Genomic DNA, 20,137 nt, shown 5'->3' with positions numbered 1-20,137 from the left:
ATGACGACAGTCACGGATGAGTGATAGCTTCGAGGGGTAGAGCTCAGTGAGGCAGTGCCCGCCCGAGGAGGCCGCACGTCATGAGTCCCTTCACCGGCTCCGCCGCCCGCACCCCCGGCTGGGAGCATCTGCGCGTCGAGGTCGCCGACGGTGTCGCGACCGTCACCCTCGCCCGCCCCGAGAAACTCAACGCGCTCACCTTCGGCGCCTACGCCGACCTGCGTGACCTGCTCGCGGAGCTGTCCCGGGAGCGGTCCGTCCGGGCCCTGGTGCTGGCCGGTGAGGGTCGCGGCTTCTGCTCCGGCGGCGACGTCGACGAGATCATCGGCGCGACGCTCGGCATGGACACCGCACAGCTGCTGGACTTCAACCGGATGACCGGCCAGGTGGTTCGCGCGATCCGGGAGTGCCCGTTCCCGGTGATCGCGGCCCTGCACGGAGTGGCGGCGGGCGCCGGAGCGGTCCTCGCCCTGGCCGCGGACTTCCGGATCGCCGACCCGACCACCCGCTTCGCCTTCCTCTTCACCCGCGTCGGCCTCTCCGGCGGTGACATGGGTGCGGCCTACCTGCTGCCCCGGGTCGTCGGCCTGGGCCACGCGACGCGCCTGCTGATGCTGGGCGACCCCGTCCGCGCCCTGGAGGCCGGGCGCATCGGCCTGATCAGCGAACTGACGGAGGAGGGCGCCGCCGACGAGACCGCACAGCAGCTGGCCCACCGCCTGGCCGAGGGCCCGGCTCTCGCATACGCCCAGACCAAGGCTTTGCTCACGTCCGAACTGGACATGCCCATGGCTGCCTCGATCGAACTCGACGCCTCGACACAAGCCCTCCTGATGACCGGCGAGGACTACGCCGAGTTCCACGCCGCGTTCACGGAGAAGCGCCCCCCGAAATGGAGCGGACGATAGTGGACGTGCCTCAAGGGGCGCAGAGAACTGCGCGACAAGCCACAACGGAGCCGCAGCCGCACCACGACACCAGCCACCCCCTCCGCGTCGGAATCATCGGCGGCGGCCCCGGCGGCCTCTACGCCGCCGCCCTCCTCAAACGCCTCGACCCCGCCCGCGATGTCACCGTCTGGGAGCGCAACGCCCCGGACGACACCTTCGGCTTCGGCGTCGTCCTCTCCGACGAAACCCTCGGCGGCATCGAACACGCCGACCCGAAGGTCTACGAGGCCCTCCAGAGGGACTTCGTACGCTGGGACGACATCGACATCGTCCACCGCGGCAACCGCCACACCTCCTCCGGGCACGGTTTCGCGGCCCTGGGCCGCAAACGGCTGCTCGACATCCTCCACACCCGCTGCCGCGACCTCGGCGTCGACCTCCGCTTCCGCACCGAGGCCCCAAAAGACCTGCCGCACACCCACGACCTGGTCATCGCCGCCGACGGCATCCACAGCACCACCCGCGAGACCTACGCGGACGCCTTCCGCCCCCGGGTGACGACCCACCGCTGCCGCTACATCTGGCTCGCCGCCGACTTCCCCTTCGACTCCTTCCGCTTCGAGATCGCCGAGACCGAGCACGGCGTCATGCAGCTCCACGGCTACCCCTACGCCCCCGACGCCTCGACGGTGATCATCGAGATGCGCGAAGAGGTCTGGCACGCGGCCGGATTCGACGAGCTCGGTGAGGCGGAGTCGATCGAGCGCTGCGCCAAGATCTTCGCGGAGGCGCTCCGCGGCCGTCCCCTGAAGTCGAACAACTCCACCTGGACGACGTTCCGTACGGTGGTCAACGACCGCTGGTCGCACGGCAACGTCGTCCTCCTCGGGGACGCCGCCCACACCGCCCACTTCTCGATCGGCTCCGGCACCAAACTCGCCGTCGAGGACGCACTCGCCCTGGCCGCCTGCCTGGACGAGCAGGCCTCCCTGCCCGAGGCCCTGGCCGCCTACGAGGCGGAGCGGCGACCGGTCGTCGCCTCCACGCAACGTGCGGCCCGGGCCAGTCTGGAGTGGTTCGAGAGCCTCTCGCTGTACCTGGACCAGCCGCCCCGCCAGTTCGCCTTCAACCTCCTCACCCGCAGCCGCCGCGTCACGCACGACAACCTGCGGCTGCGCGACGCCCGCTTCACGCAGAAGGTGGAGCGCGAGTTCGGCTGCCCGCCCGGCACACCCCCGATGTTCACGCCGTTCCGGCTGCGCGGACTGACCCTGCGCAACCGGGTCGTCGTCTCGCCGATGGACATGTACTCGGCCGTCGACGGCGTCCCCGGTGACTTCCACCTCGTCCACCTGGGCGCCCGGGCGCTGGGCGGGGCCGGGCTGGTGATGACCGAGATGGTGTGCGTCAGCGAGCAGGGCCGGATCACGCCCGGCTGCGCCGGCCTCTACACCGGACGGCAGGCCGAGGCCTGGAAGCGGATCACGAACTTCGTGCACACCCAGGCGCCCGGCACCGCCATCGGCGTGCAGCTCGGCCACAGCGGCCGCAAGGGCTCCACGAAACTGATGTGGGAGGGCATGGACGAACCGCTGGAGGACGGCAACTGGTCGCTCGTGGCCGCCTCGGCGCTCCCGTACAAGCCGTTCAACCAGACGCCGCGCGAGCTGTCCCGCGCCCAACTCACCGACATCAGGGAGCAGTTCACCGCGGCCGCGGTCCGCGCCGCCCGGGCCGGCTTCGACCTGCTCGAACTGCACTGCGCGCACGGCTACCTGCTGTCCGGCTTCCTCTCGCCGCTGACCAACCGGCGCACCGACGCCTACGGCGGCTCCCTGGAGAAGCGGCTGCGCTTCCCCTTGGAGGTCTTCGACGCCGTACGGAACGTGTGGCCCGGGGAGCGGCCCATGGCCGTCCGCGTCTCCGCCACCGACTGGGCCGAGGGAGGGACGAGTGCCGAGGACGCCGTCGAGATCGCCCGGGCCTTCGCCGCGCACGGCGCCGACGCGATCGACGTGTCCACCGGCCAGGTCGTCGCGGACGAGCGGCCCGAGTACGGGCGGTCGTACCAGACGCCCTTCGCGGACCGGATCCGCCACGCCACCGGCATCCCTGTGATCGCGGTCGGCGCGATCTCCAGCTGGGACGACGTGAACTCCCTGATCCTCGCCGGCCGCACCGACCTCTGCGCCCTCGCCCGGCCCCACCTCTACGACCCCCACTGGACCCTGCACGCGGCGGCCGAGCAGGGTTACACGGGCCCGGGCGCGCCCTGGCCGGCCCCGTACCGTGCGGGCAGCCGCCGCCCCCAGACGGGCCGCCTGGACGCCCCGAAACCGCGACTGGATCTCGGGGGCGGTGACGCCCGCGGACGTTAGGATCCGAGGTATGCCGCTGACCCTGGACGACGTGGACCGGTTCGAAGCCTCCCGACCGCGCCTGGAGGCCGTGGCCTACCGGATGCTCGGGTCGGCGAGTGAGGCCGAGGACGCCGTCCAGGAGACGTTCCTGCGCTGGCAGGCCGCCGACACCGACCGCATCGAGGTCCCCGAGGCCTGGCTGACGAAGGTGCTCACCAACCTGTGCCTCAACCAGCTCACCTCGGCCCGGGCCCGGCGTGAGACCTACGTGGGGCAGTGGCTGCCCGAGCCGCTGCTCGCCGGGGACCGGATGCTCGGGCCCGCCGACACCGCCGAGCAGCGGGAATCGGTCTCCTACGCGGTGCTCGTCCTGCTGGAGCGCCTGTCCCCGAACGAGCGGGCGGTGTACGTCCTGCGGGAGGCCTTCGACTACCCGCACCGGGAGATCGCCGAGATCCTCGACATCACCGAGGCCTCCAGCCAGCAGATCTTCCACCGTGCGAAGAAGCACGTGGCCGACGGCAGGGCCCGTACCCGTACCGAGATCGACGAGGCCGCCGCCCGGCGGATCATCGACGAGTTCCTCGCGGCCGCCGCCAGCGGCAGGACCGAGCCGCTCGTGCAGCTGCTCACCGGGGACGCCGTCGCGGTCGGCGACGGCGGCGGGAAGGTCCCGGCCCGCGCCAGGGCGTTCGAGGGTGCCCTCGCGGTCGCCACGTTCATGCGGGGCCTGTTCAAACCCAGCGCGGCCAAACGCGCCCTGGTCGGCGGCTCGCCCGACGTCTACGCCTGGACCGCCAACGGCGACCCCGCCCTCGTGGTGGTCCTCGACGGCCGGGTCATCGGCGTCATGTGCCTGGAGGTGGCAGCCGACGGTATCGCCGCGTTCCGCAACCAGGTCAACCCCGACAAGCTCGAACGCGCGACCCGGCTGTGGGCCGCCGGTGACCACGGAGAGCCCCTGCTCAGGGTCTTCTGACCCGGCCGACCGTGGTGTGACGGGCGTCACACCGCGTTCCTGTCAGGAAACGGCGGCCCGCCCGGTTCAAGGGGCGAAACCCGCTGAAGACAGCCGTCATGACAGGAGCCACGCCATGCAGCACCGCATCGTCGTCCTCGGAGCCGGCTACACCGGAGCCACCGCCGCCGGGCGCCTCGCCAAGCGACTGCACCGCGAGGACGTCACCATCACCCTCGTCAACGCCGAGCCCGACTTCGTCGAGCGCGTCCGGATGCACCAGCTCGCGACCGGCCAGGACCTCGCGCCCCGGCCCTTCGGCGAGATGTTCGGGGGCACCGGCGTCGCGCTGAAGCAGGGCAAGGTCACCGCCGTCGACGTGGACCGCAGGACCGTCACCGTCGCCGCCCCGGACAGCGCGGGGGAGCGGCAGGACGAGGTCGTGCAGTACGACACCCTCGTGTACGCCCTCGGCAGCGGCTGGAACGACCAGGGCGTGCCCGGCACCGCCGAATACGCCCACGAGATCGCAAGCCGCGCCGGAGCGCTCCGGCTGCGTGAGCGCCTGGCCGGTCTGGCCGCCGGGGAGTCCGTGGTCGTGGTCGGTGGCGGCCTCACCGGGGTGGAGGCGGCGACCGAGATCGCCGAGGCCCGCCCGGACCTCGACGTCGCCCTCGCCGTCCGCGGCGGCTTCGGCGACTGGCTCTCGCCCAAGGGCGGCGCGCACCTGCGGAAGGCCTTCGACCGGCTCGGCATCACCGTCCACGAGCACACCGCCGTCACCGCCGTCGAGGCCGACCGGGTCACCACCGCCGACGGCACGGGCATCCCGGCCACGGTCACCGTGTGGACCACGGGCTTCGCCGTCCACCCGATCGCCCGGGCCACCACCCTGGACGTCTCCGGCACCGGCCAGATCGTGGTCGACGGGACCATGCGCTCGGTGTCGCACCCGGAGGTGTACGCCGTCGGCGACGCGGCCCTGGCGATGGGCCCCGGGGACAAGCCGCTGCGGATGTCGTGCGCCTCGGGCGTCCCCACCGCCTGGCAGGCCGCCGACGCCATCGCGGCCCGGCTGACCGGCGCGAAGGTCCCGAACGTGCCGGTGCGCTACTTCAACCAGTGCATCTCCCTGGGCCGCAAGGACGGCCTGATCCAGTACGTCACCGCCGACGACCGGGCGAAGTCCGCGGCCCTGACCGGCCGGCTCGCCGCGTTCTACAAGGAGATCATCTGCAAGGGCGCGGCCTGGGGCGTCGCCCACCCGGTACTCCTGCCGGTCCGGCGCCGCCGCGTCGTGCGGGAGACCGCCGTCGTCCCGGAGGGTTCGCCGGTCAGGACGGCGGCCTGACCCCCCGTGGGGACGCCGACCTCCTCAGACCGGGTAGGCGTGGGTCTGTGCGGCCTTCACCGTCGCCCAGACCTCCGCGCCCGGGTGGAGGCCGAGCTCGGCCGCGGCGACGGTCGTCAGGTCGGCCGCGAGGGGCAGCTCACCGGTGAGGCCGGCCCGGATCTGGTCGCCGTGGGTCTCCAGGCCGGCCACCTCGCAGCGCCACAGGTTGCGGGCGCTGGAGCCGGTGGGCCGCTCACGGTGGAGGGTGACCGCGCTCGGCGGGAACGCCACGAAGACCGGGCCGGAGAGCACTTCGGTGGTGGTGAGGGACGGGCCGTCGGCGAGCCGGACGGCATGGCCGTCGGCCACGCCCCGGTAGAGGTTCAGGCCCACCAGCTGTGCGATGTAGTCCGTGCGGGGGTGGCGGGCGATGTCGGCCGGGGTGCCCTCCTGGACGACCCGGCCCTGCTCCACGACCACCAGCCGGTCGGCCAGCACCATCGCGTCGAGCGGGTCGTGGGTGACGAGCACGGCCACCGCCTCGAAGTCGGCCAGGTGGCGCCGCAGCCGGGCGCGGACCTCCAGCCGCGTGCGGGCGTCCAGGGCCGCCAGCGGCTCGTCGAGCAGCAGCAGCCGGGGCCGGGTCGCCAGGGCCCGGGCGAGGGCGACGCGCTGGGCCTGGCCGCCGGAGAGCCTGCGCGGCTTGGCGCCGGTGTGCGCCGCGAGGCCCAGCCGCTCCAGCCACTCCGCGGCCTGCGCACGGGCCTCGGCCCTGGTCGCGCCCTGACAGCGGGGGCCGAAGGCGACGTTGTCGAGGGCCGTGAGGTGCGGGAAGAGCAGGTAGTCCTGGAAGACGACCCCGACGGGCCGGGACTCCGGTGGGATGCGGTCCAGCTCCGTGCCGTCCAGCCGCAGATGGCCGTCCGTGAGTGGGGTCAGGCCGGCCAGGGCCCGCAGCGCGGTGGTCTTCCCGGCGCCGTTCGGCCCGAGCAGGGCGACGACCTCGCCGGGCGCGACCGTGAGTGCCACGTCGAGGCGGAAGGTGCCCCGGTCCACGACGAGGCGGGTGTCGAGCCCTTCCCCGGCGGTATCCGTGTGAGCGTCCTGCCCATGGGTCTCGGTCATCCGGCACGCATCCAGTGGGTCTCGGTCATCCCGCACGCATCCAGCGGTCGCGCAACCCCGCCAGCACCGCGACCGACACCGCGAGCAGCACCAGGCTGAGGGCGATCGCGGCCTCCGGGTCGCTCTGCAGGGCCAGGTAGACGGCCAGGGGCATGGTCTGGGTGCGGCCGGGGAAGTTGCCGGCGAAGGTGATGGTCGCGCCGAACTCGCCGAGCGCCCGCGCCCAGGCCAGCACGGCTCCGGCCGCGATGCCCGGGGCGATGAGGGGCAGGGTGACGCGGCGGAACGCGGTGAGGCGGGAGGCGCCCAGGGTGGCGGCGGCCTCCTCGTAGCGCGGGTCGGCGGCCCGCAGGGTGCCCTCGACGCTGATCACGAGGAAGGGCATCGCCACGAACGCCTCCGCGATCACGACCCCGGCGGTGGTGAAGGGCAGGGTGACCCCGAACCACGAGTCGAGCCACTGCCCGACGATGCCGTTGCGGCCGAGCGCCATCAGCAGCGCGACACCGCCGACGACCGGAGGCAGGACGAGGGGCAGGGTGACGAGGGCGCGCACCAGGCCGCGGCCGCGGAAGTCGACGCGGGCCAGCAACCAGGCCAGCGGCACGCCGATGACGAGGCTCACGCCGGTGGCCAGGGTCGCGCAGATCAGGGAGAGCCTCAGCGCCTGCCACACGTCCGGGCTGGTCAGCTGAGCGGGCAGGCTGTGCCACGGGGTCCGCACCAGCAGGGCGGCCAGCGGCACGACCAGGAAGGCCAGGCCGAGCAGCGCGGGGACCAGCAGCGGCAACGGGACTCCCGGGCGGACGCGCCGGCGACGCGGACCGCCCCGGAGGATGGCGGCCACGGCGCGAGGCTTGTCGGTCGGGAGCGTCACGGCTTGAGGAACCCGGCCCCGCTCAGGACCTTCTGGCCCTCGGCGGACCGCACCAGCGCGATGAACGCCTTGGCCGCCTCGGCGTTCTGCGCGTCCTTGAGCAGGGCGATCGGATAGTCGTTGACGGCATCGGCGGACTCGGGGAACTCCACGCCCGCCACCTTGTCACCCGCCGCGCGCACGTCCGTCTTGTAGACGACGGCGGCGTCGGCCTCCTTCAGCTCGACCTTCGTCAGCGCGGCCTTGACGTCCTGCTCGTACGACACCGGCGTCAGCTTCAGCTTGCTCGCCTCGAGGGCCTTCTGCGCTGCGGCGCCGCACGGCACCTCCTTGTCGCACAGCACGACCTTCAGGCCCGGCTCGGTGAGGTCCTTCAGCGAGGAGATCCTGCCCGGGTTGCCGGGCAGGGTGGCGATCTCCAGCTCGTTGCGGACGAAGGTCGCGGGCGCGCCCGAGGCGTCCCCGGCGTCGGTGACGATCTTCATGGTCTTGGGGCTGGCCGCCGCGAACACGTCGGCCGGAGCGCCGCCCGTCACGCTCGCGGCGAGGGAGTCGCTGCCGCCGAAGCTGAAGGTGACCTTCGTGCCCGGGTGCTCCTTCTCGAACTGCCTGCCCAGCGTCGTGAAGCTCTCCTTCAGCGAGGCCGCGGCGAACACGGTCACCTCGCCGGAGAGCTTGCCCGACCCCGAGGAGTCCGGCTTCGCCGAGGAATCCGAGCCGGACGACGAGCAGGCACTCAGGGCCAGCAGGGCGGCGGCTCCCCCCGCGGCCAACGGGAACGGGCGGCGGGTCCGGCGCACGGTACGGGTCATCACGGGTCTGCTCCCTCGGGTGGGTCTGCGCCGATGATAATGCCGCAGATGCGAGGAGAAACCCACCTGTGGGTTCGCATGAGCAGGGGCAGGAATCCCTAGGGGTGGCATGTGAGTTCCTACGGTCGGGGCCGGCCGGGGCGGGGCTACTCCGTGCGGCGCCGGTGCCCGTGGTGCTCCAGGGCCCAGCGGCCGAGGAGCGCCCCGCCGTAGACGACGTAGCCCACGCCGATGAGCCAGGACTCCACGACCAGGACGACGCCCATCGCTCCGTAGCTGATCGCGTTGTTGACGATGAGGGGCGTGAAGACGAAGTAGGAGAACATGCGCAGGCCGCCCAGCCCCAGCATGGTGGCCAGCGCCCCCGGGAGCAGATCGCGCCAGCGGACCTGCCCGCCCAGCAGGAAGCGCTGCCCCCACCAGAAGAACAGCACCCCGGACGCCGAGCTCAGCGCGATCCGCTCCGAGCCCGAGACGAGGCCGCGCGTCTGCACCTCCTGGTACAGGTACACGGTCATCGCGATCATCCACACCGCCTGCCGCCAGACGCGGTGCCACGGGCCCGAGGGCAGGCCCCAGATCCGCTCGTAGCCGTTCTGCACGCTCGCGCCGAAGGCGATACCGAAGACGGCGAGCGCCACCCCGCCGAGCACGCTCGTGGTGCCGATGACCTTGCGCGGCGGGCTGATGATGTCCGTGAGCAGCCGCGCGGACCGCCCGGACAGCCCCATCCCGTCGGCCAGCCACGAGGCGAAACCACCCCGCCCCAGGGGGTCGGCGGCGGCGACCACGATCAGCAGCGGAGCCAGGGTGACCAGCGCGAGCGTGGCGAAACCCGTGGCCCGGTGCATCAACTCCAGGTCGCGGCCCTGCCGCACGAGGGTGTGGGCGCCGGCCCGGTGCCACCCGCCGTGCAGCGAGCGGCCCAGCCGCCTCACGGCACCCGGTCCGCGCCGACGCCCGCCGCTTCCGGAAGCCGGTCCGCGCGGGCGTTCACCGTCCTCGAAGGCCGGTCCAGGCGGGCGTTCACCGTCCTCGACGGTGTGGTGACGGTCATTCCTCGGTCCGCCTCCCGCCGCGTGCTCCGTCCATTCACGGACATCGTCGACCGTTCCACAGCGGAGCGGACGCGGCAATCCGGGCGGCGCCCGCGGGTGTCAGAGCCCCACGAACTCCGCCCCCGCGTCCCGCAGCCGCTCGTGCAGCCCCCGGAACACGGCCGACGAGCGGACCCCCGGCCAGTCGGCGGGGAGCAGCTCGGACGGCAGGCCCGGGTCGGCGTAGGGGAGATGGCGCCAGGAGTCCAGCGCGAGGAGGTAGTCCCGGTAGGCCTCTTCCGGCGGGGTGTCCTCGCGCTTCTCCCAGTCGTGCAGCACGCGCGCGTGGCGGTCGAGGAACGCCTCGTGCTCCTTGGCGATGGCCGCCAGGTCCCACCACCGGGCGACAGCCTCCGCGGTCGGGGCGAACCCGAGGTGGTCACCGCGGAAGAAGTCGACGTACCCGTCGAGCCGCAGCCGCTGGAGCGTGTGCCGGGTCTCCTCGTACAGCCGCGCCGGCGCGATCCACACCCCCGGAGCGGCCGTGCCGAAGCCGAGCCCGGCCAGCCGGGAGCGCAGCACGTGCCGCTTCTGCCGCTCCGATTCCGGCACGGAGAAGACCGCGAGCACCCAGCCCTCGTCCTCGGGCGGGGCCGAGGCGTAGATGCGGCGGTCGCCGTCGTCGAGCAACTGGCGGGCGTCCGGGGACAGTTCGTAACCGGCCGCGCCCTGGGCGGTGCGGGCCGGAACGAGCAGTCCGCGTCTCTTCAGCCGCGACACCGAGGAGCGTACGGACGGAGCGTCCACGCCGGCCGCGGCCAGCAGCCGGATCAGTTCGGCTACCGGCACGGGGCCCGGCACGAAGCGGCCGTACGCGCCGTAGAGCGTGACGATGAGAGACCGTGGTGCATGCTGGTCGGACACGTTGATCATCTTAGGTCGTACGGATCATTCCCGGTCGCGTTCCGGTACCCCCGGGGCACGCAGTCTGAACCGCTGGAGCTTGCCGGTGGCCGTGCGCGGCAGTGCGTCCAGGAAGACGATCTCCCGCGGGCACTTGTACGGCGCCAGTTCGCTCTTCACGAAGGCGCGCAGCGCATCGGCGTCGCGTTCCGCGCCCTCCTTGAGGACGGCGAAGGCCAGCACGACCTGTCCGCGGGCCTCGTCGGGACGGCCCACGACCGCCGCCTCCACCACGTCCGGGTGCCGCAGCAGCGCGTCCTCCACCTCGGGGCCGGCGATGTTGTACCCGGCCGAGATGATCATGTCGTCGGCGCGGGCGACGTAGCGGAAGTAGCCGTCTCGATCGCGGACGTAGGTGTCGCCGGTGACGTTCCAGCCGCCGCGCACGTAGTCCCGCTGCCGCGCGTCGGCGAGGTAGCGGCAACCGACCGGGCCGCGCACCGCGAGCAGGCCCGGCTGCCCGTCGGGCACGGGTTCGCCGTCCGCGTCCTGCACGCGCGCCTGCCAGCCCGGCACGGGCACGCCCGTGGTCCCGGGCCGGATCCGGTCGTCGGCCGCGGAGATGAAGATGTGCAGCAGTTCGGTGGCGCCGATGCCGTTGATCACGCGCAGGCCTGTGCGCTCATGCCAGGCCTGCCAGGTCGCTGCGGGGAGGTTCTCGCCGGCCGAGACACAGCGGCGCAGTGAGGAGAGGTCGTGCCCGTCCAGTTCGTCGAGCATCGCGCGGTACGCCGTCGGGGCGGTGAACAGCACGGAGACCCGGTGCCGGGCGATGGCGGGCAGCAGCTGCCGGGGACCGGCCTGTTCGAGGAGCAGCGCGCTCGCCCCGGCCCGCAGCGGGAAGACCACCAGCCCGCCGAGGCCGAAGGTGAAGCCCAGTGGGGGGCTGCCCGTGAACACGTCGTCGGGGCCGGGCCTCAGGACGTGCCGCGAGAAGGTGTCGGCGATCGCAAGGACGTCCCGGTGGAGGTGCATGCAGCCCTTGGGGCGGCCGGTGGTGCCGGAGGTGAAGGCGATCAGCGCCACGTCGTCGGCCGCCGTCGCGAGGGCCGTGTACGGGGTGCCGGGCGCGGGGCGGTTCAGGAGGTCGTCCGGGGCGTCACCGCCGTAGGTCGTGATCGTGAGGCCCGGGATCTCGGCCTTGGCGAGGTCGTCGACGGCCCGGATGTCGCACAGGGCGTGCCGTACGCGGGCGATCTCGCACATCGTGCTCAGCTCGTGCGGGCGCTGCTGGGCGAGCACCGTCACCGCCACGGCCCCCGCCTTCAGCACCGCCAGCCAGCAGGCCGCGAGCCACGGGGTGGTGGGGCCGCGCAGCAGCACCCGGTTGCCGGGGACGACGCCGAGTTCGCCGGTGAGCAGATGGGCGACGCGGTCGACGCGGGCGCGCAGTTCGCCGTACGTCCACCGCTCGCCGGTGCCGGTGAGGAACGCCGGGCGGTCGTCGGGCGGGCCGTCCAGCAGTTCGGCGGCGCAGTTGAGCCGTTCGGGGTAGTGCAGCTCCGGCAAGTCGAAGCGGAGCTCGGGCCATTGGTCCGGGGGCGGCAGATGGTCCCGGGCGAAGGTGTCGACGTGGGCCGTGCCCCGTGGGTTCATACGGTTCGCCCCCTTGGCGTGGTGGGCTCGCTCCTGGAGCGTATCGTGTTGGTGACGACAGTCAACGGTCCGCGATAGCCTCGGAGTGGCCCAGCCGGAACGCAGGGTGGCGGAGAAGGGACCGGCGATGACCGCATTCTCACTCGAACCTGCACAACTCGCCTGGTGCGCCGAGCTGCGCGCCCTGGCCGCGGAGCGGCTCCGCCCACTGGCCGACAAAGGTGAACCGGGGCATGTGAACCGCGCCCTGGTCGCCGAGCTCGGCAGTCTCGGCCTGCTGGGACGCCTGTTCACCTCGGGCGCGCTCGACCTGTGCCTGATGCGCGAGTCCCTGGCCTACGCCTGCACGGAGGCCGAGACGGCCCTGGCCCTCCAGGGCCTCGGCGCCCATCCGGTCCACGCGTACGGCACGCAGGCCCAACGCGCCCACTGGCTCCCCCGGGTGACGGCCGGCGCGGCGATCGCGGCCTTCGCGCTGAGCGAGCCCGGCGCGGGATCCGACGCGGCATCCCTCGAACTCCGAGCGGAGACGGACACCGGCCCACAGGGTGGCCGGGCCTCGGAGGACACCGCTCTCGCCGCCGCCCCCGACGGCTGTGCCCGCTGGCGTCTCACCGGTGAGAAGTGCTGGATCTCCAACGCCCCCGAGGCCGACTTCTACACCGTCTTCGCCCGCACCACGCCGGGTGCCGGGGCCCGGGGCGTCACGGCCTTCCTCGTGCCCGCCGACCGCCCGGGCCTGACCGGCAGGGGTCTCGACATGCTCTCGCCGCACCCGATCGGCGCACTCGACTTCGACGCCGTGCCGGTGACCGCCGACGACGTGCTCGGCGAGCCCGACCGCGGCTTCCGGGTCGCCATGGGGACGCTCAACCTGTTCCGCCCCAGCGTCGGCGCGTTCGCCGTCGGCATGGCGCAGGCGGCCCTCGACGCGACCCTCGCCCACACCGCCGGACGGGACGCCTTCGGGGGCAGACTGAAGGACCTGCAGGCCGTCGCCCACCAGGTCGCCGAGATGGCCCTGCGCACCGAGGCGGCCCGGCTGATGGTCCACGCGGCCGCATCGGCGTACGACGCGGACGACCCGGACGTGCCCCGGCGCTCCGCCATGGCGAAACTGCTCGCCACCGAAACCGCGCAGTACGTCGTCGACGCGGCCGTCCAGTTGCACGGGGCCCGGGCCCTGCAACGCGGCCACCTGCTCGAGCACCTCTACCGCGAGGTGCGCGCCCCGCGCATCTACGAAGGGGCCAGCGAGGTGCAACGGGGCATCATCGCCAAGGAGTTGTACGCCCGTCAGGAGGCCCGGTGAGCACCGATCGCGTCAACCCGCCCGAGCTGTCGCCGCCGGCCGGCTTCTCCCACGCCGTGGTGGCCTCCGGGTCACGGGTGGTGTTCCTGGCCGGCCAGACCGCCCTCGACGCCGACGGCAAGGTGGTCGGCCGCACCCTGCCCGAGCAGTTCCAAAGGGCCCTCGCCAACCTGCTGACCGCCCTCACCGCGGCCGGCGGCACGCCGTCCGACCTCGCCCGTGTCACCGTCTACGCCACGGACGTCGAGGCCTACCGCGCGCACGCCCCCGAACTGGGCCGCCTGTGGCGGCAGGCGGCCGGACGCGACTACCCCGCCATGGCGGTCGTCCAGGTCGTCCGGCTGTGGGACGCGGAGGCGATGGTGGAGCTGGACGGCTTCGCGGTCCTGCCGTAACGGGACCGTCGTGCCGCCGTGCAGCGAGCCCGGGTCAGGCCGCGACGGCCAGTCCCTCCGACGTCACCCGGCGGGGCTGCACGACGCGCCCGTCGGGGAGCAGTTCGCCGGTGTCGTCGAAGACGACCGTCCCGTCGCACAGCAGGCTCCAGCCCTGCTCGGGACGGGCCGCCACGACGTGTGCGGCGGGGGAGGGGGAGTCGGTCGCGGGGCACTGGGGCTGGTGGGCACACATGGCGCACCTCCACGTCGGTAGGGCCATCCGAAGGGTTCGTATGACTCGTACAGACAGACCATCCTCCCGTCCCGGACCCACGGGAACGGCCCGGCGGGAAGCGTGACACGCCCCGGACATTCCCGGGACGGTTCCACGACGGCCGGGGTGGACGCGCCGCCGATGGGGTGAGGCCGACGGGCGCCGGGCCCGCGGGGCGGGTACGAGTGGAAGCCGCAACTCAACCCATTCCGGGAGGTTTCCCTCATGCGTCTACGTCCCCTTCTCGGCGCGTCGGCCGGTGCCGCGCTGCTCCTGCTCACGGGCGCGGGCGCGGCGCCCGCCACCGCGTCCGCCCTCGCACCCACCGCCTCCGTGACGGTCGACGCCGTGGGCAAGATCGCAGCCGACGGCACCGTCACCCTGTCCGGCACCTACCGCTGCGCCGGCTCCAGCGGCCCGGTTTTCGTCAGCTCCTCCGTGAGTCAGGGCGCCTCCACGACCCGTTACGGCATCGGCGGCACCCGGGCCGTGTGCGACGGCGCCGAGCACCGCTGGGTGAACACGGGCCGGGCCACGTCCGGCGCGCTGGTGGCCGGGGCGGCCCACGTCCAGGCCGCCGTGATGGAGCTGCGCTCCTTCGGCATCCTGCCGCTGCCCGTCTTCCACGCGGTCAAGGACCAGGACGTCACCCTGCAGCAGGCCCCGGCGCGGCGGTGAACCGTTCGGCGGGCGTTCGATTCCGGGACGCCCGCCGAGACGGTCGCCGCGTTGACCGCGGCCCGGGGCCGTGCCGCCCTGCTGGCCGTCGGCCACGACCGCACCCTGCTGGAGCGCTGGTGCGACCGCGCCGTCCACTGGGACGCCCTGGCCTGAGACCCGGCGGCCCGGGCGCGGCCGCCCCCGGTCAGTGGTCGTCCCAGTGGCCCTCGTGGGCGGCGTGGCGGTGGCCGTCGTGCACGTAGTCCGTGTGGTCACCGTGCCGTACGGCCAGATGGCCGCAGGCGTCGCCGTGCTCGTGGTCGTGGTTGCGGTGCACCGTGTGGCCGGCGTCGGCGCACTCGTCGACGTGGCCCTCGTGCATCCGGTGGATGTGGCCGTCGTGGGCGTAGTCGGTGTGGTCGCCGTGGGTGAAGGCGAGATGACCGCAGTCGTCGCCGTGGGTGTGCGCGTGGTTGTCGTGGGTGGGGTGCTCGGCGGTGGTCATGGGGGGCTCCTCGGGTCGGCGCGTGACCGCTCGCCTGGCCTGCGCCGAGACCGGCAGGGCGATGTCGACGCGGAGCGGTCTCCGCGAGAAGTGTGGGAGTGTCCGCCCGCACCCGCACCCGGTGTGGGGCGCGCGGGTGAGACACACGGCTATCGCACCGCCACGACCACGCAGCTGTCGCCGTACTGCCACACCGGGCCGGCCTTGTCGAAGCCGGCCTGCCGGAGCAGCTCCAGGTGGGCGGCGACGGGGAGTTCGGCGGGGCGGGTGCCGGGTGCCGGGCGGCGGCGGCGCTCCGCGAGCAGGTCGGTCAGCTCCGGGTCCTCGCCGGCCGCCGCCCACCAGGAGCCCCAGTCCTCATGGGCGAACACGCGCTGCCGGGAGGCCCGGCAGCGCCCGACGTGGGCGGCGATCCCGGCCGGGCCCGTCTCGCCCTGAGGGAGGTGGTCGCCGTTGACGAGGACGCCCCCGGGGCGCAGCAGCACGGCGAGTTGCCGGTAGGTCGCGAGCAGGGTGTCGCGGTCGAGGTAGTGCAGGGCCGTGGTGGAGACCGCCGCGTCCAGGGGCCGGTCCAGATCCAGGGCCCACGTCCAGCCGGGCGTGCCGATCTCGGCGTCGACGTAGCGGGCCGCGTCCGGGTGGTGGGTGCGGCCCAGCTCCAGCAGGAGGGGGTCGCGGTCCACCGCCACGATCTCCGCGTCCGGCAGCCGCCGGATCAGCCGGGCCGCGAGGGAGCCGGGCCCGCAGCCGAGGTCCACGACGAGGGGTGGCCTCGCGCACCCGGCCGTGGCGTGCTCGACGACATCGGCGATCACCGTGAACCGCTCCTCGCGGTCGACGGCGTACCGCTGTTGCTGGAGTTCCCAGCGCTCCACCCACCGCTCCGCCGTCGCCAGACTCAGCCCCATCCGGTCGCGCCACCTCGTCGTATCGCACCTGACTCCTGCCGGTCAGAGCCTACAGGTGGAAACGGTTCCCATTACGCATAGTCGGCGGTGTCACGAGAGTGAGGCGAGAACCGACAACAGCCGGTCGATCTCCTCGACGGTGTTGTACACATGCAGACTCACCCGCACCGAACCGGTCTTCTCGCCCGCGTCACCCTGGCAGTGGTGGTCCGAGCGGACCATGAACCCGTGGCTGAACAGGATGAACCCCAGGTCGCCCGAGTCGATGGCGTGGTGCCGCAGGGTCACGATGCCCCGGCGGCGCTGCACGGTCGTGCCGGCGGCCAGGCTGAGCGGGCAGCCGAGGATCTCGTAGGTGTCCAGCCGGCGCAGCCCCTCCGTGAGGCGGGTCGCGAGATCGGCCGTCCAGCGCTCGATCCGGTCGACACCGGCCGCGTCCAGCCAGTCCAGAGCCGCTTCGAGAGAGGCGATGCCCACGGTGTTGGGGGTGCCGCTCCAGCCCCCGGGCACGAACGCCGGCCCGCGCGCCTGCCGGGCCCACACCGCCCCGGAGCCGGGCAGGGCGAGCGCCTTGTGGCCCGAGAACACGACGAAGTCCACGTCCAGCTCGGCCACGGACACGGGGAGATGGCCGACGCTCTGCGCGGCGTCCAGACAGATGACCGCGTCCGGGCCGACGGCCTCGCGGATGCGCTGCACGTTCATGTCGCCGCCGTACACGTGGTGCACATGGGTGGTGGCGACGAACCGGGTGCGCGGGCCCGCCCGCTCGGCCAGCGCCCGGTGGTCGTAGTCCCCGGAGCCGCTCTGGTACGGCATCGGCACCACCCGCACCCGCACTCCCTCGCGGGCGAGCAGCCGCTGCGCCTCCAGCCACGGCACGATGTTGGCCTGGTGGTCGGCGTCCGGGACGACGATCTCGTCGCCGTCGCGCAGGAAACCCGGCAGCCAGTCGCGGGCGACGGTCCGCAGCCCCTCGGTGGCGCCGCTCGTGAAGTGGACGGCGGAGCGCTCCGGTCGCGCGTCCCCGAGGAACCGGGCCACGCGCTCACGGGTCCGCTCGACCAGCTCCGTGGTCCGGTTGGCCCAGGTGTAGGTGCCGCGCCCGGAGTTGGCGTTGGACGTCGTCAGATACCTCTGCACGGCGTCCAGCACGGCCTGCGGCTTCTGCGCCGTGGCCGCGCTGTCCAGGTACGCCAGCTCCGGATGCCCGGTGACGATGGGGAACTGGGCGCGCAGCGCCCGCTGCCACGGGTGCGGATCCCCGCGGGTGAGCGGTGCGGTCATGGCAGTCAGTCCCGCACCAGGGGCGCGCCCGCGTCCCGCCAGGCGATGATGCCGCCGGCCAGGCTGCGCACGTCGGGGTGGCCCATCCGGGTCAGCAGTGCCGCGTACCGCGCGGACTGCTCACCGACCGGGCAGGCCAGCAGCACCGGCTGGCGTTTGCTGAACGGCAGGCCACCCCGGACGAGTTCGGCGAACAGTTCGTCGACGATGTTGACCGAACCGTCGATGTGCAGCGCCGCGTACGCGTACGGGCTGCGCAGGTCGACCACGAGCGGCCGGTCGGTGTCGAGCCGGCGCCGGGCGTCGGCCACGGTGACCGACGGTGCCCCGGCGACCTCGGCGTCGGACAGGTCGGCCGGCGAGTTCTTCCGGGGCGGCCGGCCCAGCAGATCGGGGCGCCGCTGCCGGACATAGCTCAGATAGCTCTCCACCCGGTCGCAGACGATGAACACGGCGGTCCGCCGTTCCTCCGACTCCTCGTCCAGAGGCCGCAGATGGCGGACCGCGCCGAAGTAGGCCGCCCCTGCCGTGGGCCCGCCGAGGATGCCGCAGCGGCGGTTGAGGGTCAGCATCCCCTCGATCGCCTCGTCGGCGCGGACCGAATCGAGCGTGTCGTACGTGTCCGGGTCGAACAGGCCGACCTCCTGCACCTCGTCGATGGTGCGGATCCCCGGGATGAAGTCGGACTTGGCCGCCACCAGCCCGACCACCCGCACCGACGGGTCCTCCTCGCGCAGGGCACGGGCGACCCCCGTGGAGGAACCGGCGGTGCCCACACAGGCGACGAACCAGTCCGGGACCCGGCCGTCCAGGTCCTTGACGATCTCCGGCCCGGTACCGGTCAGATGCGCCTCGGTGTTGCGCGGGTTGAAGTACTGGTCGGTGTGCAGCCAGCCGCTGCCGGAGGCGGACAGCGTCCGGTGGAACAGGGTCAGCGGATCGTCCGTGGCGGTCGGGTCGAGGCACTCGCTCTGTCCCGGCAGCTCCTCGATCTCCGCGCCGAGCAGCAGCAGGAGGTCCTTGATCTCCGGCACCCGCATCCGGTTGGTGACGCTTTTGAAACCCAGGCCGTGCATGCCCGCGATGACCGCGAGGGCCTTGGCCGTGTTGCCGCTGGACAACTCGACGACGTGGCTGCCGTGTTCGACCGCCTCCGCCAGCAGGGGGCCCGCCATGCTCCAGGCGGCCCGGTCCTTGACCGAGCCGAACGGGTTGAGCATCTCCAGCTTGGCGTACAGGTCGATGTTCCGAAGGCCGTGCACGGCCGGGTCTATCCGCACCAGAGGGGTGTTGCCTATCGCCTCGGTGATGCTCTCGTACCTCACGGGGCTCCCCTCGAGGGCGTGATCGGCCAGAACTGGTCGTCCAGGCACCAGTGCCAGGCGTCGCCGTCCCGCCAGGCCGCGACCTTGCGGGCGGCGGGCTGGTGCTGGGCGCGCGTGGCGTGGAAGTCCATGGCGTAGCCCGCGGTGTTGGCGAAGGCCAGCAGGTCGCCCGGTTCGGGGCGGCGCGGCAGGAACACCAGGCGCCGGGTGATCAGGTCGCTCTCCAGGCAGAGACTGCCGAAGAGGTGCACGGCGACGGGCCCCCCGCCCGGCCCGGCCCCGCCGCGGGGGACGACGACCGGGTCCATCAGTACGCCGTGGTCCTCCAGGGCGATGTCGTCCGCCTTGGCGGCCAGCCGTACGAGCAGGGGCCCACCGGCCGCCTGGTCACGGACCTCCAGGACCCGCGCCAGCGAGAGTCCGCACTGGTCCAGCAGTGCCCGGCCGGGCTCGGTGTGCAGGTCGTACAGGTGCTCCAGCAGCAGCGCGGCCAGCGGGCGTCCGCCGAGCGAAGGGGCGGGCTGGGCCAGCAGCTCGTCCAGGTAGGCGGCGCCGGCGACGGGCCGGTGGGCGGGATAGAGACCGAGCGCGCCGCGCAGGGTGCCCGACTCGGTGCGCAGCCCGTAGCCGTGCCCGCCCCACGTCAGCGGCGGACGCCGGCCGAGCACGGCCTCGGTGAGCCCGCTCGTGTACGCCTCCCACTGCTCCCGCTCGGCGAGATAGCTGACGCCGAACCCGCCGCCGACGTCCACGGCCCGCGGTCGCAACCCCCGGCTCCGGCACAACTCCAGTGCGGCCAGGCACCCTTCGAGGGCGATCGCCTTCTCCGCGACGCTCGTCGTGTCCAGGTGGAAGGCCGCCCCCGCCGGATCGACGGCGTCGGCATGCCGCTCGACCGCCTCCAGCAGCAGCTCCAACTCCCGTACGGGTGTGCCGAAGCGGCTGCGCCGGCTCAGCACCTTCACCCCCGGCGTCTCGAAGCCGGACAGCCGCAGCAGCACCCGCACCGGCGCGAGCGCGTGCTTGCGCACCAGGGCGGCGAGCTGCTCCAGTTCGGCGACGGCGTCGACGCCGACCGTCACCCCCGCACGGGCCGCCAGCCACAGGAACTCGGGGTTCTTCGGGCCCGTGGCCGTGATCCGGCCGGCGTCGAACCCGGCACCCAGCGCGTGCTGCAACTCGCCCAGCGACGCCACGTCCACGCCCGCGTCCGTCGCGGCCAGCCGCCGCAGCAGCGCACTGGACCGGTTGGCCTTGTGGGCGTAGAACACCTGCCCCGACAGATGGTGCGAGCGGTACACCGAACGGAACCGCTCCAGGTTCTCCGCGATCTGGTCCGGCACCACGACGTGCACGGGCGAGCCGAGCGCGTCGACGAGCGAGTGCAGCGTGCCGTGCGCCGCCATGAGCGAGCTCAGCCGGGGCTCCAGCCGCGGTTCGAGGTACAAGGGTTCCGGCTGCGGTCCGACGTGCAAGGGCCGGCCGTCCATGCGCGCTCCCTCCCCTGAAGCCGCTGCACCCGGCATCCGGGCCCGTCG

General features: G+C 73.2%; 20 protein-coding genes and 1 pseudogene. 8 read left to right on the top strand and 13 right to left on the bottom strand.

From position 1 onward, the window contains the following. Positions 1–80: 80 nt before the first annotated feature. The 4 genes from AB0B29_RS16120 (at position 81) to AB0B29_RS16105 (ending at position 5,559) form a co-directional block, all read left to right on the top strand. The gene (locus AB0B29_RS16120; RefSeq protein ID WP_362239480.1) at positions 81–908 is read left to right on the top strand and encodes an enoyl-CoA hydratase family protein; all 828 of its coding nucleotides are present in this window, start codon (positions 81–83) and stop codon (positions 906–908) included. Next, positions 893–3,268 (top strand): bifunctional salicylyl-CoA 5-hydroxylase/oxidoreductase, encoded by a 2,376-nt coding sequence (locus AB0B29_RS16115; RefSeq protein ID WP_362239478.1) that lies wholly within the window; start codon positions 893–895, stop codon positions 3,266–3,268. The genes AB0B29_RS16120 and AB0B29_RS16115 overlap by 16 nt, the downstream gene beginning before the upstream one ends. A gap of 10 nt (positions 3,269–3,278) precedes the next feature. Beyond that, positions 3,279–4,229 carry an RNA polymerase sigma factor SigJ gene (gene sigJ, locus AB0B29_RS16110; protein WP_362239475.1) on the top strand — a complete coding sequence of 317 codons (951 nt, stop codon included), beginning with the start codon at positions 3,279–3,281 and terminating at the stop codon, positions 4,227–4,229. A gap of 115 nt (positions 4,230–4,344) precedes the next feature. After that, positions 4,345–5,559, top strand: coding sequence for an NAD(P)/FAD-dependent oxidoreductase (locus tag AB0B29_RS16105; protein ID WP_362239473.1), 1,215 nt, complete (start codon positions 4,345–4,347; stop codon positions 5,557–5,559). Positions 5,560–5,583: 24 nt separating this feature from the next. Here the strand turns inward: AB0B29_RS16105 and AB0B29_RS16100 are convergent, their stop codons facing one another. The 7 genes from AB0B29_RS16100 to AB0B29_RS16070 all read right to left on the bottom strand — a co-directional run bounded on the left by AB0B29_RS16100 (position 5,584) and on the right by AB0B29_RS16070 (position 11,951). Continuing rightward, positions 5,584–6,666, bottom strand: a complete 1,083-nt coding sequence (locus tag AB0B29_RS16100; RefSeq protein WP_362239470.1) for an ABC transporter ATP-binding protein — start codon at positions 6,664–6,666, stop codon at positions 5,584–5,586. Positions 6,667–6,691: 25 nt separating this feature from the next. After that, complete coding sequence (gene modB, locus AB0B29_RS16095) at positions 6,692–7,543, bottom strand: molybdate ABC transporter permease subunit (RefSeq protein WP_362239467.1); 852 nt, start codon at positions 7,541–7,543, stop codon at positions 6,692–6,694. Beyond that, the gene (gene modA / locus AB0B29_RS16090; RefSeq protein WP_362239465.1) at positions 7,540–8,355 is read right to left on the bottom strand and encodes a molybdate ABC transporter substrate-binding protein; all 816 of its coding nucleotides are present in this window, start codon (positions 8,353–8,355) and stop codon (positions 7,540–7,542) included. Before modA ends, modB begins: the two co-directional genes overlap by 4 nt. A gap of 146 nt (positions 8,356–8,501) precedes the next feature. After that, positions 8,502–9,293, bottom strand: coding sequence for a ribonuclease BN (locus AB0B29_RS16085; RefSeq protein ID WP_436845848.1), 792 nt, complete (start codon positions 9,291–9,293; stop codon positions 8,502–8,504). Further along, positions 9,290–9,412, bottom strand: a complete 123-nt coding sequence (locus AB0B29_RS16080) for a hypothetical protein (RefSeq protein ID WP_362239462.1) — start codon at positions 9,410–9,412, stop codon at positions 9,290–9,292. The genes AB0B29_RS16085 and AB0B29_RS16080 overlap by 4 nt, the downstream gene beginning before the upstream one ends. A gap of 100 nt (positions 9,413–9,512) precedes the next feature. Continuing rightward, positions 9,513–10,325, bottom strand: a complete 813-nt coding sequence (locus tag AB0B29_RS16075; RefSeq protein WP_362239459.1) for a PaaX family transcriptional regulator — start codon at positions 10,323–10,325, stop codon at positions 9,513–9,515. A 15-nt stretch (positions 10,326–10,340) separates the two neighbouring features. After that, positions 10,341–11,951 (bottom strand): AMP-binding protein, encoded by a 1,611-nt coding sequence (locus tag AB0B29_RS16070; protein WP_362239457.1) that lies wholly within the window; start codon positions 11,949–11,951, stop codon positions 10,341–10,343. A 127-nt stretch (positions 11,952–12,078) separates the two neighbouring features. Between AB0B29_RS16070 and AB0B29_RS16065 the strand changes: the two genes are divergently transcribed. Together AB0B29_RS16065 and AB0B29_RS16060 are read left to right on the top strand one after the other, a co-directional pair. After that, on the top strand, positions 12,079–13,263 hold the full coding sequence (locus AB0B29_RS16065; RefSeq protein ID WP_362239455.1) for an acyl-CoA dehydrogenase family protein: 1,185 nt from the start codon (positions 12,079–12,081) through the stop codon (positions 13,261–13,263). Beyond that, on the top strand, positions 13,260–13,658 hold the full coding sequence (locus AB0B29_RS16060) for a RidA family protein (RefSeq protein WP_362239452.1): 399 nt from the start codon (positions 13,260–13,262) through the stop codon (positions 13,656–13,658). The genes AB0B29_RS16065 and AB0B29_RS16060 overlap by 4 nt, the downstream gene beginning before the upstream one ends. Positions 13,659–13,692: 34 nt before the next feature. Here the strand turns inward: AB0B29_RS16060 and AB0B29_RS16055 are convergent, their stop codons facing one another. Then, entirely contained in the window at positions 13,693–13,893 is a 201-nt protein-coding gene (locus tag AB0B29_RS16055) for a DUF5999 family protein (protein WP_362239450.1), read from the bottom strand. A gap of 246 nt (positions 13,894–14,139) precedes the next feature. Between AB0B29_RS16055 and AB0B29_RS16050 the strand changes: the two genes are divergently transcribed. Together AB0B29_RS16050 and AB0B29_RS37775 are read left to right on the top strand one after the other, a co-directional pair. After that, complete coding sequence (locus AB0B29_RS16050) at positions 14,140–14,592, top strand: DUF6299 family protein (RefSeq protein WP_362239447.1); 453 nt, start codon at positions 14,140–14,142, stop codon at positions 14,590–14,592. 18 nt (positions 14,593–14,610) lie between these two features. Further along, positions 14,611–14,748: pseudogene (locus AB0B29_RS37775) on the top strand (ABC transporter ATP-binding protein); the annotation flags it as partial. Between the two features lie 31 nt (positions 14,749–14,779). On the opposite strand, the gene AB0B29_RS16040 reads toward AB0B29_RS37775, so the two are convergent. The 5 genes from AB0B29_RS16040 to AB0B29_RS16020 form a co-directional block, all read right to left on the bottom strand. Next, the gene (locus tag AB0B29_RS16040; protein ID WP_362239445.1) at positions 14,780–15,079 is read right to left on the bottom strand and encodes a hypothetical protein; all 300 of its coding nucleotides are present in this window, start codon (positions 15,077–15,079) and stop codon (positions 14,780–14,782) included. 149 nt (positions 15,080–15,228) lie between these two features. After that, the gene (locus AB0B29_RS16035; RefSeq protein WP_362239443.1) at positions 15,229–15,987 is read right to left on the bottom strand and encodes a class I SAM-dependent methyltransferase; all 759 of its coding nucleotides are present in this window, start codon (positions 15,985–15,987) and stop codon (positions 15,229–15,231) included. A 90-nt stretch (positions 15,988–16,077) separates the two neighbouring features. After that, positions 16,078–17,274, bottom strand: a complete 1,197-nt coding sequence (locus AB0B29_RS16030; protein WP_362239440.1) for an aminotransferase class V-fold PLP-dependent enzyme — start codon at positions 17,272–17,274, stop codon at positions 16,078–16,080. A gap of 5 nt (positions 17,275–17,279) precedes the next feature. Further along, positions 17,280–18,599 (bottom strand): pyridoxal-phosphate dependent enzyme, encoded by a 1,320-nt coding sequence (locus AB0B29_RS16025; RefSeq protein WP_362239437.1) that lies wholly within the window; start codon positions 18,597–18,599, stop codon positions 17,280–17,282. Beyond that, positions 18,596–20,089: an alanine racemase gene (locus AB0B29_RS16020; RefSeq protein WP_362239434.1), complete on the bottom strand. Its 1,494-nt coding sequence runs from the start codon at positions 20,087–20,089 to the stop codon at positions 18,596–18,598. Before AB0B29_RS16020 ends, AB0B29_RS16025 begins: the two co-directional genes overlap by 4 nt. Positions 20,090–20,137: the final 48 nt, after the last annotated feature.

The sequence above is a fragment of the Streptomyces tibetensis genome (assembly GCF_040647715.1).
GTDB classification, from domain to species: domain Bacteria; phylum Actinomycetota; class Actinomycetes; order Streptomycetales; family Streptomycetaceae; genus Streptomyces; species Streptomyces tibetensis_A.
The sequence above is the reverse complement of the archived record's forward strand: the minus strand, read 5'-3'. Positions and strand labels throughout refer to the sequence as shown.

Excerpts from the sequence above, each read along its gene's own strand:
- AB0B29_RS16120 (WP_362239480.1), top strand. The coding sequence starts at position 81 with ATGAGTCCCTTCACCGGCTCCGCCGCCCGCACCCCCGGCTGGGAGCAT.
- AB0B29_RS16115 (WP_362239478.1), top strand. The coding sequence starts at position 893 with ATGGAGCGGACGATAGTGGACGTGCCTCAAGGGGCGCAGAGAACTGCG.
- sigJ (WP_362239475.1), top strand. The coding sequence starts at position 3,279 with ATGCCGCTGACCCTGGACGACGTGGACCGGTTCGAAGCCTCCCGACCG.
- AB0B29_RS16105 (WP_362239473.1), top strand. The coding sequence starts at position 4,345 with ATGCAGCACCGCATCGTCGTCCTCGGAGCCGGCTACACCGGAGCCACC.
- AB0B29_RS16100 (WP_362239470.1), bottom strand. The coding sequence starts at position 6,666 with ATGACCGAGACCCATGGGCAGGACGCTCACACGGATACCGCCGGGGAA.
- modA (WP_362239465.1), bottom strand. The coding sequence starts at position 8,355 with ATGACCCGTACCGTGCGCCGGACCCGCCGCCCGTTCCCGTTGGCCGCG.
- AB0B29_RS16080 (WP_362239462.1), bottom strand. The coding sequence starts at position 9,412 with ATGACCGTCACCACACCGTCGAGGACGGTGAACGCCCGCCTGGACCGG.
- AB0B29_RS16075 (WP_362239459.1), bottom strand. The coding sequence starts at position 10,325 with ATGATCAACGTGTCCGACCAGCATGCACCACGGTCTCTCATCGTCACG.
- AB0B29_RS16070 (WP_362239457.1), bottom strand. The coding sequence starts at position 11,951 with ATGAACCCACGGGGCACGGCCCACGTCGACACCTTCGCCCGGGACCAT.
- AB0B29_RS16065 (WP_362239455.1), top strand. The coding sequence starts at position 12,079 with ATGACCGCATTCTCACTCGAACCTGCACAACTCGCCTGGTGCGCCGAG.
- AB0B29_RS16055 (WP_362239450.1), bottom strand. The coding sequence starts at position 13,893 with ATGTGTGCCCACCAGCCCCAGTGCCCCGCGACCGACTCCCCCTCCCCC.
- AB0B29_RS16050 (WP_362239447.1), top strand. The coding sequence starts at position 14,140 with ATGCGTCTACGTCCCCTTCTCGGCGCGTCGGCCGGTGCCGCGCTGCTC.
- AB0B29_RS16040 (WP_362239445.1), bottom strand. The coding sequence starts at position 15,079 with ATGACCACCGCCGAGCACCCCACCCACGACAACCACGCGCACACCCAC.
- AB0B29_RS16035 (WP_362239443.1), bottom strand. The coding sequence starts at position 15,987 with ATGGGGCTGAGTCTGGCGACGGCGGAGCGGTGGGTGGAGCGCTGGGAA.
- AB0B29_RS16030 (WP_362239440.1), bottom strand. The coding sequence starts at position 17,274 with ATGACCGCACCGCTCACCCGCGGGGATCCGCACCCGTGGCAGCGGGCG.
- AB0B29_RS16020 (WP_362239434.1), bottom strand. The coding sequence starts at position 20,089 with ATGGACGGCCGGCCCTTGCACGTCGGACCGCAGCCGGAACCCTTGTAC.